This is a genomic window from Actinacidiphila yeochonensis CN732 (assembly GCF_000745345.1).
In the GTDB taxonomy this organism is placed as follows: Bacteria; Actinomycetota; Actinomycetes; order Streptomycetales; family Streptomycetaceae; genus Actinacidiphila; species Actinacidiphila yeochonensis.
Genome location: NZ_JQNR01000005.1, coordinates 4626258 through 4639219 on the forward strand (window position 1 = coordinate 4626258; position 12962 = coordinate 4639219).

Here is a 12962-nt window from a genome sequence, read left to right on the forward strand (position 1 = left end):
ACCCCTCCGGACCCCGTGACACCCATGGGGGCGGTCCCCGGCTGCCGCGGCCCCGCCCTCTAGACTCCTGGTGATCCCTGCCGCGCGGCCCTCGGGGCCACGCCCGAGGACGGGGACGGCCGCCGCGCGGGGGCCGGCGGACGGGACGGAGCGGCAGGTGGGAGCGCGGTGAGATTCCTGCACACCTCGGACTGGCATCTGGGCCGGTCCTTCCACCGGGTGAGCCTGCTCGACGCCCAGCAGACCTTCCTCGACCACCTCGTGGCGACCGTGCGCGACCGCGAGGTGGACGCCGTCCTCGTCGCGGGCGACGTCTACGACCGGGCCGTACCGCCGCTGGCCGCCGTCGAGCTGTTCGACCAGGCGCTGCACCGGCTCGCCGACCTCGGCGTCCCGGCGGTGATGACCTCCGGCAACCACGACTCGGCCCGCCGCCTGGGCGTCGGCTCCGGGCTGATGGGCAGGGCCGGCATCCACCTGCGCACCGACCCGGCCACCTGCCACCAGCCCGTGCTGCTGTCCGACCGGCACGGCGACGTCGCCGTCTACGGGCTGCCCTACCTCGAACCCACACTGGTCCGCGAGGAGTTCGGGGCGCGCACCGCCGACCACACGGCCGTGCTCGGCGCCGCCATGGACCGGGTCCGCGCCGACCTCGCAGCCCGGCCCGACGGCACCCGCGCGGTCGTCCTCGCGCACGCCTTCGTCATCGGCGGCGCGGGCTGCGACAGCGAACGGGACATCACCGCCGGCGGTGTGGCGGCCGTACCCGCCGCGCTCTTCGACGGGGTGCACTACGCCGCCCTCGGCCACCTGCACGGCTGCCAGACGATCAGCGAACGGGTCCGCTACTCCGGCTCCCCGCTGGCCTACTCCTTCTCCGAGGAGCACCACCGCAAGAGCATGTGGCTGGTCGAGCTCGGACCCGGCGGGGAGATCACGGCCGAACGCGTCGACACCCCCGTGCCCCGGCCGCTGGCCCGGCTGCGCGGCCGCCTCGACGACCTGCTCGCCGACCCGGACCTGGACCGCCACGCCGGTTCCTGGGTGGAGGCCACCCTCACCGACCCGTTCCGCCCGCACGAGCCGATGGCCGCGCTCGCCAAGCGCTTCCCGCACGTGCTCACCCTCGCCTTCGCCCCCGACCCGACCGGCGACGACCCGCTCGCCAGCTACGCGGAGCGGCTGCGCGGCCGCACCGACCAGCAGATCGCCGAGGACTTCGTCGTCCACGTCCGCGGCACCGTCCCCGACCCGGGCGAGCGCCTCGTGCTGCGTGACGCGCTCGACACCGTCCGGGCCGACGCCGTGGGAGCGGAACGCGACTGATGCGCCTGCACCGTCTGGAGATCACCGCCTTCGGGCCCTTCGCCGGCACCCAGCACGTCGACTTCGACGAGCTGTCCGCGGCCGGTCTCTTCCTGCTGCACGGCCCCACCGGCGCCGGCAAGACCTCCGTCCTGGACGCCGTCTGCTACGCCCTGTACGGCCAGGTGCCCGGCGCCCGCCCCGCCACCCGGCTGCGCAGCGACCACGCGGCGCCCGGTACGGCCACCGGCGTGGTCCTGGAGCTGACCGCCGGCGGGCGGCGGCTGGAGATCACCCGGCGCCCCGAGCAGCCGCGGGCCAAGAAGCGCGGCACCGGCACCACCGTGGACAAGGCCGTCACGCTGCTGCGCGAGCACACCGGCGACGGCTGGCGCGGGATGTCCACGTCCCACCAGGAGATCGGCGAGGAGATCCGGCAGCTGGTCGGCATGAGCCGCGAGCAGTTCTGCCAGGTGGTGCTGCTGCCGCAGGGCGAGTTCGCGACGTTCCTGCGGGCCGGCGCCGCCGAGCGCGCCGACCTGCTGGGACGGCTCTTCGACACCGGCAGGTTCCGCGCCGTGGAACGGCGGCTGCGCGACCTGCGGCACGCCGCCGAGCAGGGCGTCACCTCGGGCGACGCCGACCTGCGCGACCTGGCCGCCCGGATGCGGCAGGCCGCCGGCCCGCTCCCCGCCGATCCCGCCTCCGACACCGCTCCGGCCGCTTCCGACGGCGGCGGTCCCGGCGATCCCGGCGCGCACCTGCTCACCCGCGCCGCCCTTCTGCGCTGCGAGGCCCGCGAGGCGCACACCGTCGCGTGGGCCGGGACACGCGCGGCCGAGGAGGCACACCACGCCGCCAGTGGCGCCGCCGACGCCGCCCGCGCCCTGCACACGCTCCAGCGCCGCCACCGCGTGGCAGTCGAGCGCGCCGCCGCCGTCGCCGGGGAACAGCCCCGCCGCGCCGCCGCGCGCGCCCGCCTCGACCGCGCCAACCGGGCGCTGGCCGTCGAACCCGCCCTGGCGCTGCGGGAGAAGGCGGCCACCGGGTACGAGGAGGCGCTCGCCGCCGCCGAGGAGCTCCGGCGCTCCCTGGCCCGCGCCGGTGAACTCCCGCCGGCCGCCGTCGTCCCGGCCGCCCGCGCCGCGCACCCCTCCCGCGAGACCGCCCCGCCGCAGCCGGGCGCGGCGCGGACGCGGAGCGCGCCGCACCGGCAGAGGGCGCGGGCGAACAGCGCGGCCACGGCGGCGCCGAGGCACTGACCGAGCGCGCCGGGCTGCTGCGCGAGGAACTCGGCGGACTGGCCGGCGCGGAGGAGGCCGAGGAGCGGGCCGCCGCCGTACGGGCCCGGCTGGCGGGCCTGGAGGCCGAGGAGCGCGCCGACGAGACCGCCGCCCGCGAGGCCCGGACCTGGCTGGAGCGCTGGCCCGGCGAACGGGCCCGGCTCCAGCAGCGGGTGGACGCCGGAGCCGGCGCGGCCGCGCAGGCCGTGGAACTCGCCGGCCAGGCCGCCGCCGCCCGCGCCCGCGCGCGGGCCGCCGCCCGGCGCGACGACCTCGGCGAGCGGCTGGAGCGTGCCGAGGACGCCGCCCGCGCCGTCCGCGACCGCGCCGCCGACGCCCGCGACCGGTGGCAGGACGCCCGCGAGGAGCGCATCGCCGGGATCGCCGCCGAACTCGCCGCCGGCCTCGCCGAGGGCGAGCCCTGTCGGGTCTGCGGCTCCGGCCACCACCCCGCTCCGGCCCGCCCCGCCGGACGCCAGGTCACCCGCGCCGACGAGGACGCCGCCGGCCGCGCCCACCAGCAGGCCCAGAGCGCCCACGAGCAGGCACGCGACAACGCGTCCCGGCTGGCCGCCGAACACGCCGCCGCGACCGCCGAGGCGGGTACCGCCCCGCGCGCCGACCTGGACGCCGAGTACGCCGTCGCCGCGGCCCGCGCGGAGGACGCCGCCCGCGCCGCCGCCGACCTGCCCCAGGCCCGCGCCGCCATGGAGAGCGCGGAGGGGGAGCGGGACCGGCGCACCGACCAGCACCGGCGGGCGGCCGGCCGGGCCGCCGCCCACGCCTCGCTGCGCGAGGAGCTGGAGGAGCAGCGGCTACGGCTGGAGGCCGAACGGGACCGCGCCCGGGCCGGCCACACGACCGTCCGCGACCGCCGCCTCGGCCTCGGCGAGCGCATCGGCCTCCTTGACCGCGCCGCCCACGCGCTGCGTGAGCGCTCGGGGGCCGCCGACCGGCTCGCCGAGGCCGAGGCGGCGGTCGAACAGGCCGCGGCCGGAGCCGGATTCGGCTCCGCCGAGGAGGCGCGTGCGGCGCTGCTGCCGACCTCGGAGCTGTGGCGGGTACAGCGGCAGGTCGCGGAGTGGACCAGGCAGGAGGCGGCCGCGGAGGCCGCGCTGGCCGAGGAGGAGCCGGCCGCCGCCGCACTGCTGCCACCCGCCGACCCCGCTGCCGCGCAGGCCGCCCAGGAGGCGGCCCAGCGGCGACTGCGCGCGACCTCGGCCGCCGAGTCGGCCGCCGCCGACCGCTGCCGCGACCTGGACCGGCTCGGCCGGCAGGCCGACACCCTGGTCCGCCGGCTGGCCCCGCACCGGGCCGAGACAGCCCGGCTGCGGCGCCTGTCGGATTTGGTCTCGGCCACCTCCGCGGAGAACCGCTACCGGATGGAACTGGAGACCTACGTGCTGGCCGCCCGGCTGGAACAGGTCGCCGCCGCGGCGAGCGTCCGCCTCCAGCGGATGTCCGGCGGGCGCTACACCCTCGTCCACACCGACGCGCGGGCCGGCGGTCGCGGCAAGTCCGGCCTCGGCCTGATGGTCGTCGACGCCTGGACCGGCAGCGAGCGCGACACCGCCACCCTCTCCGGCGGCGAGACCTTCTTCGCCTCCCTTGCGCTCGCCCTCGGACTGGCCGACGTCGTCACCGACGAGGCCGGAGGCGCCCGTCTCGACACCCTCTTCATCGACGAGGGCTTCGGCAGCCTCGACGACCAGACCCTCGACGAGGTCATGGACGTGCTGGACACCCTGCGGGAACGCGATCGGGCGGTCGGCATCGTCAGCCACGTCGCCGACCTGCGCCACCGCATCCCGGCCCAACTCCGCGTCGCCAAGGGCCGCGACGGCTCCACGATCCGGCTGCGCACCGCCGCGGGCTGACCTGCCGCCCACGCCAACCGCGGACCCGGCGCGCCCCCTACGTCGGGCCGCTTGTCGTGCTCCCCGTGCGATCGCGTTCCAGGCGGACGAGCGGCGCCCGCGCCGGTCCTTCGGCGAACGCGCCACGGGATCGCGTGGCGGCCGGGACGGCCGCGCGGCCGCCCGCTTCGGGGACCCGGCGGATCGCGAGGTAGAGGTCGAGGGGCCGAGGGACCAGGCGTAAAAATTGATGTCCGGGTTGATAAAATCAAGGATCGTGCGTTGTGGGATCAGAGAAGTCAAGGTACAAAGGATGTGTGGACGCGTAGTCGAGAGCAGGGGAGTCGCCGGGTGGACTGGCAGGAACTCACGGACCTGACGCGCGGACAGCCGTTCGTCGTCGAGCGGGTCCGCCTTGTGGGCAGCGGCATCGCGGTCGAGGGGCAGTTCGAGCCGCCGCAACTGGCCCGACTCGGCGCCGACGACCAGGTGTTCGTCGCCGCCTTCGTGAGGTCGCACGGTTCGATCAAGGAGATGGAGCGGACCTTCGGGGTGAGCTACCCGACGGTGAAGTCCCGGTTGAAACGGATCGCCGAGCAGCTCGACTTCGTCGACACCGACCCGGCGCCCGACGCCGCCGACATCGTCGACCGTCTGCGACAGGGGGAGATCAGCGCCCAGGAGGCGCTGGCCGAGCTGGAGGGGTACCGGTGATCCCGCAGCTGGTGACGATCCGTCATCGTCGTCCCGATGGAAAGCGGTTGCGGTTGTACATCCCCGTCCTGCCGGTCCTGCTGGTGCTGTCGCCACTGCTGGTGGTCGCCGCGCTGGGCGGGCTGGTCGCCTGTCTCGCCACCCGGGTGAGCCCGACGGGCGCGCTGCGCGGCGTCGGGCGGCTGCTGTGGGCACTGCCCGGCACCCGGATCGAGATCGAGCAGGGGCGAACGGCCGTACTGGTAAGCGTCAGATGAGTGAGGAAGGAAGAGCGACCGTGGACGAGCAGCGCCGCCAGATCCTGCAGATGCTGGCCGACGACCGGATCACCGTGGACGAGGCCGTGCGGCTGATCGACGCCCTCGACCGAGGACGGTCGGAAACGCCCCCGGGGACGGCGTCCGGCCCGAAGTCCCGGCCCAAGTACCTGCGTGTGGTGGTGAATTCGACGGACAGCTCCGGTGACGGGCCGAGCCGGGTCAACGTGCGGGTGCCGCTTCAGCTGCTGCGCGCCGGGGTCCGGCTCACGAGCCTCGTCCCGCCGCAGGCGCTCGCCAAGGTCAACGCGGAGCTGAGCAGGTCGGGCGTGCCGATCGACCTCGCCGAGCTCAAGCCGCAGCACCTTGAGGAGTTGATCGACCAGCTCGACGAGGTCCACGTCGACGTGGACGACCCCGAGTCCATGGTGCGGGTGTTCTGCGAGTAGCACCACCGCGGGGCCGGCGGTGAACAGGCGGACCGGTGCGTGGAGGCGACGCGGCGGCGTACGGCGGCGAGCGTTCGTCGCGGTCCGCTCCCTGCGGCTCCGTCCTGCACCGTTCCGTTCTGTGCCGTTCCGGGCGTGCGATCCTGACGGATCGCCAGTTTCTGCCCGCGGTGGATCACGGACTCACCGCGGGCGGGTCGCACGGGGCTCCGTGACGGCGCCGGCGCCGATGTCGGATGCCGACGGCGAAGGACCGCTCACCGGCCGCCCTCGGCGCGGACGGCCTCCCCGTCGGCCGACGCCCGTGCGCCTCCGGTGATCACCGCGCCGGTGCCCGCCGGGTGCCGAGGCCGCACACCGCGGGCCCGCCCGCTCCCGGCGGTCCGGCCGGCTGCGTCGGGAGCGGTCGGGAGGCCCTCCGCCCACCGGTTCCCGGACCGGTCACACAGGCAGGCCCGTCAGTTCGTACGCCCACAGCTCGCCCCGGTCGGACACCCGCTCGAAGCCGATGCGTTCCAGGACGGCCTGCGAGGCGCGGTTGCCCGGCACCGTCGCGGCCAGCACCACGACGACCTGCGGCTGGGACAGCGCCCACACGCACAGGGCCCGGGCCGCGTCGGTGGCCCAGCCGTCGCCGCGTGCCGAGGGGGCGAGGTCGTAGCCGATCTCCACCGCGCCGCGGTCCGGCGGGCCGTGGAAGCCCGCGCCGCCCACCGCCGTGCCGTCCGCGGTGCGCTGGATCGCGAACAGCCCCCACCCGGGCTGGTAGACACCCGCGGCGGCCGCGGCCACCGTCATCGAGGCGGCGCTGATCGTCCCCTCGCCCGGCACGGCGTCCACCCAGGTGAGCCCGGCCGGCTTGCCGTCGGCCAGCTGCGCCGCCTCCTCGGGCCCCTGCTCGCGCAGGGTCACCCGTCCGGCGGTCAGGACGAGCCGACCGGCGTCGTACGCGGTGTGCAGCGTCATCGGGCGGAAACTCCTTGGAGCGGCGGCGGAAGGGGGCCGGAACGGGGAGCGGCGAGCGGTTGTCGGGACGGCGTCGGGCGGGTGGTGAGTCCCGCTGCGGGAACCCTACGCCCAGCGGGGCCCGTCCGGGTGGCCGTTGTCCACAGGCCGCGTCGGGAACCTCGCAGGCGACGAGGCCGCCCCGTCACCGCGCCGCGCGCGGGGACGCGCCCACCACCCGCACGAGAGGTTCGGCGCCCCGCCCGCCGGGCTGTCGGGGCCCGCGGGGCAGCGGGCCGAGCGGGGTGCGGACCGGCGGCGGCGCGCCGTCTCCCCGGAGGCGCCGCGCGGGCGCGGGTTCCGGGGAGACGGCGCGGAGGAGACGGGTCCCGGGAGAGCGAGCCGGGGCGGGGTCGGGCCGGGTCGGGGTCAGGCCGGGCGTTCGACGGCGGTCCAGGGCAGTTCGGAGGGCCGGCCGGAGGCCGCCGCGGGAAGGGCCGCCGTGATCACCAGGGTGCTCTCCTCGACCTGGAAGTCCAGCGGCAGGTCGAGGGACCGCATCGCGGCCACCATGGCGGTGTTGGTCGAGCGGGTCACCGCGTAGACGCTCTCCCGTCCGGCCGCCGCGGCCATCTCCACCAGCTTGCGCAGCAGCAGCCCGCCGACGCCCCGGTGCTGCCACGCGTCCTCGACCAGCAGCGCGACCTCGCTCTCCGTGCTGCCGGCGCCGTCCGAGCCGTCCCAGAGGAGGTGGCCCAGGGCCACCAGCCGTCCGGAGGGGGTGCGCACCCCCAGGGACTGGCCGAAGCGCGGGTTGAGCAGGTGCGAGACGTAGCGGTCGGCGTCGCCGACGGGGCCGTGGTAGCGCATCGCCAGGCTGTCGGCCGAGCAGCGGCCGTGCATGGCCAGCGCGGCCGCGTGGTCGGCGGGACCGGCCGGGCGGACGCCCACCTCGTAGCCCTCGGGCAGGGCCAGGACCTCCCGGCCGCGCGGCAGCCGCACCCCGAGCCGCGCGTCGAGCTCCACCAGGGCGCGGGCCCGGGCGAACTCCGTGGGGGTGAACGGCAGGTGCTCGCGGCGGACGGTGATGGTGCCGCCGGACGGATCGGGCAGCCGCATCACGGTCGGCCGGGCGGCGTCCGAGCCTTCGCGACCCCGGCCCCCGGCGCCCGCGGCGGCCTCCGCGCCGTGCCCGGCGGGCGAGGTGAGGATGGTGCAGCGGCCCAGCAACTGGCGCAGCGCCAGCGGCAGCTCGGCCGGGTCCAGCGCGGTGCGGGTCGCCAGGGTGAGCATCCGGGTCGGGGCGTCGACCAGGTCGTGCGCGTCGGCCCGCTCCAGCCAGGTGTCGGTGCCGCCGGCCTCGTCCACGGTGAGCACCAGCGCGGCCGGCGTGAGGCCGGCGGGGGCCCGCAGCAGGAACTCGTCCACGGTGCCATCGGCGAGCGGGTGCGTCTGGAGGGTGATGATGTCGACGCGGCCGGCCGCCAGCGCCGTGGAGACCCGGCCGAGGCTGCCGGGCGCGTCGCGGACCGTGGTGCGCAGCCGCCACAGCGCGGGCTCCCGCTCGGGCTCGGCGGCGGCCTTGCCGACGGCCGCCTTGACCGCGGGCGCGGCCGCCCGGGCCCGGTGCCGGGTCCAGCGCGCCCACCCGACGTGGAAGGCGGCCGCCATCAGCAGGGCCGCGGCGGAGGTGGCGAGCAGCACCCGCCCGTCGGGGCCGTGGTCCACCAGGTCGGCCACACAGTCCGCGGCGGCCATCGCGGCGAAGACCGCGGCGACCTCCACGAGTTCACGGCCCCAGTGGCGGCGCGGCGCGGAAGGGGAGGGAGGGGTCGAATCCGGCATACGGCTACTGTGCCGAAGCCGTGTTGCGCGATCACGAATTCCCCGTGTCAGCCGGGTAAAGGAGTGATTGTCCGGGTCGGCGGGCATTCGGCAGCCGCCGCCGCCCGTCCGGTGCCCCACCCGCCGGGTGCCGCCCGTCCGGGAGCCACCCGCCGCGGTCCGTCGGCGCCCGGACAGCCTACGCCCCGCCGCGCGGCACGGCAGCCGTTCCGCCGGTCTGCCGTTCCGCCGGTCGGCCCGTCCGCAGCCCGGCGGTGGCCGATGTCCCGGCGGTGTCCCGGTCCGGCGGCCCAACCCGTTCCCCGCCCGCCGGTACGAAAAGTACGCCGCATGCAGGCAGGAGCGGGGAACTCCGCCGGTGGCCCGGTAGTTGTGGTGGTACGGGCCGGTGGCGCACCGGCCCGGCCAACGGCTCCGGCCGGGCGCCCCCGTCCCGGTCGGAGCTGCCCCGCGCTCCTCGCGGGGCACTACGCATGGGCCCGCTCTCGGCGCGGCACATCGGGGAGCCCACGGCGAGTCGCGGGAACGCGGCCGCCCCGGGCGACCGGACCTGCCCGGTTGGTAGCGTCGCCGGCATGGGTGAGGACCGGGTACTCGAAGCGCTGCGCCAGGAGGCCGAGGCGCTCACGGATGCCGTGTCAGGGCTGTCCGAGGCTGAGTGGGACCTCCCGACACGCTGCACGCCGTGGACGGTACGTGACCTGCTCGGCCACGTCTGCGTCGCGATCGACCGGCTTCCGGGGATGCTGGACGCGCCGGCGCCGGACGGGGCCGCCATCTCCGCGGCGCGGTACTACCGCCCGGACGACCGCTTCTCCCCCCGGACCGACAGCGCCCGGATCGCCCTGGCCCAGGAGCGGGCGGCGGAGTCGGCCGGCGGTACCGCGTTCGCCGACGACTTCGCCGCGGTCTGGCGGCGGGCCGACCGGCTCTGCCGGGCCCAGCCGGCCGGCCGCACCGTACGGACGCGTCATGGCGATGCCATGCTCCTGTCGGAGTTCCTGCTCACCCGAGTCGTGGAGGTCGCCGTCCACGGCCTGGACCTGGCCGACGCGCTCGGACGTGAACCGTGGCTCACCCCGGCGGCCGGGGACGCCGTACTGGCGTTGCTTCTCGGCGCGGAGCGGACGGCGGCCGCCGACACGCTGGGCTGGAGCCGGCCGCGGTTCCTGCGCAAGGCCACCGGCCGCGAGCCGCTGGACGCGGCCGAGGCCGCACGGATCGAGGAGCTCGGCATCCGATGGCTCGCCCTGGGCTGACGCCCGCGCTCGGCCGCGACGCCCTTCCTCGATCCCTCCGCCACCGCGTCCCGGGCCGGGGGACACCCGCGGCCGGGGCCCGTCTCGCGGGACCCGGCCACGCGGTGGAGGCGCCGGCGGCACCCCGGGCGGCGGCGTGCCGGTGGACGGCCCGCTCGGACCGGGGGCCGGCGGCCCGATCGGCGGTCAGTTCGCGCCGAGCGCCTGCTGGAGCGGGTGGATGGCGAAGTACGCCAGGAAGAAGACCGACACCACCGCCACCAGCGGATGGATCCGCCGCCACTCGCCCAGCACCAGCCTGATCGCCACGAAGGACAGGAGGCCCGCGCCGATCCCGTTGGTGATGCTGTAGGTGAAGGGCATCACCGCGATGGTCAGGAACGCCGGGATCGCCGTGTCGTAGCTGGTCCAGTCGATCAGCCGCACCTGCGCGATGAGCAGGAAGCCCACCGCGACCAGCGCCGGCGCCGCCGCCTGCGAGGGCACCACCCCGGCCAGCGGGGACAGGAACAGCGCCACCGCGAACATCGCGCCCGTCACCACGCTCGCCAGCCCCGTACGGGCCCCCTCGCCGACACCCGCGGCCGACTCCACGTAGGCGGTGTTGGAGGAGCAGGACGCCGCCCCGCCCGCCACGGCCGCGGCGCCGTCGATGAACAGCACCCGGCCGATGTTCGGTACCCGGCCCTTCGCGTCCAGCAGCCCGGCCTCGCTGGAGACGCCCACGATCGTGCCCATGGCGTCGAAGAAGTCCGACAGCACCAGCGTGAAGACGAACAGCACCGCGGTCACCACGCCCGCCTCGCGGAAGCCGCCGAACAGGCTGAAGTGGCCGAGCAGGCCGAAGTCGGGGCCGGCCACCACCTTGTGCGGCACCTTCGGCACTGTCAGGCCCCAGGCCGCGGCGGGGACGTCCGCGACGGCGTCGACCACGATCGCCACCACCGTCATCGTGACGATGCTGATCAGGATCGCGCCCTTGACCCGCCGCGCCACCAGGGCCACCGTCAGCAGCACGCCCGCGCAGAACACCAGCACCGGCCAGCCCGTCAGCGACCCCGAACCGCCCAGCTGCACCGGCGTGGTGGTGCCGGCGGCGTCCGGGACCCGGCTGGCGAAGCCGGCGTCCACCAGTCCGATGAACGCGATGAACATACCGATGCCGGCACCTATAGCGTGCTTGATCGGTACCGGGATCGCCTCCATGATCGCCTGCCGCAGCCCGGTGGCCACCAGCACGCAGATCAGCAGGCCCTCCAGGACGACCAGGCCCATCGCGTCCGGCCAGCTCATCCTCGGCGCCAGCTGGAAGGCGACGACGGCGTTGAGGCCGAGCCCGGCCGCCACCGCGAGCGGCAGGTTGCCGCCCACGCCCATGATCGCCGTCATCACGGCGGCCACCAGCGCGGTCGCGGTCAGCAACTGGTCCGGCGCCAGGTGGTGGTGGAACTTGTCCGTCGCGCTGCCCAGGATGATCGGGTTGAGCACGAGGATGTAGGCCATGGTGAAGAACGTGGCCAGCCCGCCGCGCACCTCCCGGCCCGGGGTGGACCCCCGCTCGGCTATCCGGAACCAGCGTTCCAACGGGCCGCCGGGCGGCGGAGGGGAGTCGGCTTCGGGCCGCGGGGTGTCGGTGACAGGACCGGGCATGGCGCTCCTCGGGAGGTTCGGACCCGCGGCCGCCGACGGCGCCCGACCCGGACATGCCCCGCCCCGGCCCCGCAGGCCCCGGGAGCCGGGCCGCCGGGGCCTGCGGCGGGTGCGGAGCCCGCGGTGCGGAAGGGAACCCGGAAGGCCGGCGCCGGCCGGAGCCGGCGGAAACGGACGGCGCCGGCCGTTCGCGGGCGGACGGTTCGGCGCCGGGGGACACGGATTGTGCCCTCGGGCGGGCGCGCGCGGGTTTCCCCGGCGTTACGGTCTGCGCCGCGGCCCGTACCACCGTCGGGTTTCAGCCATGTTCAGGTCAACCCTCGTGCGCCCCTCCGTGTCGGCCGGCGCCGGCGCCCCCGCCTCGCCCGTCACAGGCCGCCGGCCACCCGCAGCACCGTGCCGGAGGTGTACGAGGCGTCCGGCGACAGCAGCCACGCCACCGCGCCCGCGACCTCCTCCGGGTAGCCCGGCCGCCCCATGGGGATGCGGCCCCCCGCCTTGAACGGCCGCTCCGGGTCGCCCATCGCCGCGTGGATGTCGGTCACGATCATCCCCGGCTGCACGGAGTTGACCCGGATGCCCTCCGCGGCCAGCTCCTTGGACAGGCCCAGCGTCATCGTGTCCACCGCCGCCTTGCTCGCCGCGTAGTGCACGTACTCGCCCGGGCTGCCCAGCGTCGCACCGCCGGAGGAGACGTTGACGATGGCGCCGCCCGCGCCGCCGTAGCGGGTGGACATCTCCAGCACCGCCCGGCGCGCGACCATCAGCGCGCCCATCACGTTGACGTCGACGACCCGCCGCATCACGTCCACCGGCGTCTCGGCGAACCGTCCCAACGGGCCGGTGATGCCGGCGTTGTTGACCAGCCCGGTGACCTGGCCGAGTTCCGCGCGCACCGCGGCGAAGAGGGCGTCCACCTGCTGCTCGTCGCTGGTGTCGACCTGGTGGACCAGGCAGCTCCCGCCCGCCTTCCGGATCGCGGCGGCCACCGACTCCGCCGCGTCCCGGGCCTTCTCGTAGCCGATCGCGACCGCGTGCCCCTCCGCGGCCAGCCGCGACGCCACGGCCGCGCCGATGCCCCGGCCGCCTCCCGTGACCACCGTGACCCGGGCCTGCTCCTGTCCGGCCTCCGCTTCCACCTGTCCACCCCCAGCTCCGGTCCCGACGGGACCCGCCTGATCGTCCATGTGATCGTTCCGACCGTTCTGGACGATCACCTGATCGTTGTCGAACGGGGAACGCTACCGCAGGCGCGGCGCCGGTCCGGCCGGAGGCCGCGCCGGGGGAGCGGATTGGTCTTGACCAAGCTCGCGCCACGCCTCTATCGTCCTCGTAGTGAAAGGACCTTTAATAAACAGGGGTTCTGAAACAAGGCTCCACAAGGCGCGGCGGACCT

General features: G+C 76.1%; 9 protein-coding genes and 1 pseudogene. 6 read left to right on the plus strand and 4 right to left on the minus strand.

Translation table 11 applies throughout. The annotated features are described in order from the left end of the window. The first annotated feature begins 168 nt into the window (after nt 1–168). The 5 genes and pseudogenes from BS72_RS30770 to BS72_RS30795 all read left to right on the plus strand — a co-directional run bounded on the left by BS72_RS30770 (nt 169) and on the right by BS72_RS30795 (nt 5867). Nucleotides 169–1329 (plus strand): exonuclease SbcCD subunit D, encoded by a 1161-nt coding sequence (locus BS72_RS30770; protein WP_037915182.1) that lies wholly within the window; start codon nt 169–171, stop codon nt 1327–1329. Next, a pseudogene (locus BS72_RS40175) lies at nt 1329–4468 on the plus strand (AAA family ATPase). Before BS72_RS30770 ends, BS72_RS40175 begins: the two are co-directional and overlap by 1 nt. Before the next feature lie 330 nt (nt 4469–4798). Beyond that, nucleotides 4799–5161: a DUF2089 domain-containing protein gene (locus BS72_RS30785; RefSeq protein WP_037915188.1), complete on the plus strand. Its 363-nt coding sequence runs from the start codon at nt 4799–4801 to the stop codon at nt 5159–5161. Nucleotides 5162–5208: 47 nt separating this feature from the next. After that, nucleotides 5209–5418: a hypothetical protein gene (locus tag BS72_RS30790; protein WP_232792588.1), complete on the plus strand. Its 210-nt coding sequence runs from the start codon at nt 5209–5211 to the stop codon at nt 5416–5418. A 20-nt stretch (nt 5419–5438) separates the two neighbouring features. Next, nucleotides 5439–5867: an SHOCT-like domain-containing protein gene (locus BS72_RS30795; protein ID WP_037915194.1), complete on the plus strand. Its 429-nt coding sequence runs from the start codon at nt 5439–5441 to the stop codon at nt 5865–5867. A 441-nt stretch (nt 5868–6308) separates the two neighbouring features. On the opposite strand, the gene BS72_RS30800 is transcribed toward BS72_RS30795, so the two are convergent. Beyond that, the gene (locus tag BS72_RS30800) at nt 6309–6833 is read right to left on the minus strand and encodes a GNAT family N-acetyltransferase (RefSeq protein ID WP_037915197.1); all 525 of its coding nucleotides are present in this window, start codon (nt 6831–6833) and stop codon (nt 6309–6311) included. 408 nt (nt 6834–7241) lie between these two features. Further along, entirely contained in the window at nt 7242–8657 is a 1416-nt protein-coding gene (locus tag BS72_RS30805; protein ID WP_051951863.1) for a GNAT family N-acetyltransferase, read from the minus strand. Nucleotides 8658–9232: 575 nt separating this feature from the next. Here BS72_RS30805 and BS72_RS30810 point away from each other — a divergent pair. After that, nucleotides 9233–9916: a maleylpyruvate isomerase N-terminal domain-containing protein gene (locus tag BS72_RS30810; RefSeq protein ID WP_037915199.1), complete on the plus strand. Its 684-nt coding sequence runs from the start codon at nt 9233–9235 to the stop codon at nt 9914–9916. Nucleotides 9917–10102: 186 nt separating this feature from the next. On the opposite strand, the gene BS72_RS30815 is transcribed toward BS72_RS30810, so the two are convergent. Both BS72_RS30815 and BS72_RS30820 read right to left on the minus strand, forming a co-directional pair. Continuing rightward, the gene (locus BS72_RS30815; RefSeq protein ID WP_037915202.1) at nt 10103–11566 is read right to left on the minus strand and encodes an NCS2 family permease; all 1464 of its coding nucleotides are present in this window, start codon (nt 11564–11566) and stop codon (nt 10103–10105) included. Nucleotides 11567–11934: 368 nt separating this feature from the next. Beyond that, the gene (locus BS72_RS30820) at nt 11935–12705 is read right to left on the minus strand and encodes an SDR family oxidoreductase (RefSeq protein WP_037915206.1); all 771 of its coding nucleotides are present in this window, start codon (nt 12703–12705) and stop codon (nt 11935–11937) included. Between the last annotated feature and the right edge of the window lie 257 nt (nt 12706–12962).

Excerpts from the sequence above, each read along its gene's own strand:
- BS72_RS30800 (WP_037915197.1), bottom strand. The coding sequence starts at position 6,833 with ATGACGCTGCACACCGCGTACGACGCCGGTCGGCTCGTCCTGACCGCC.
- BS72_RS30805 (WP_051951863.1), bottom strand. The coding sequence starts at position 8,657 with ATGCCGGATTCGACCCCTCCCTCCCCTTCCGCGCCGCGCCGCCACTGG.
- BS72_RS30810 (WP_037915199.1), top strand. The coding sequence starts at position 9,233 with ATGGGTGAGGACCGGGTACTCGAAGCGCTGCGCCAGGAGGCCGAGGCG.
- BS72_RS30815 (WP_037915202.1), bottom strand. The coding sequence starts at position 11,566 with ATGCCCGGTCCTGTCACCGACACCCCGCGGCCCGAAGCCGACTCCCCT.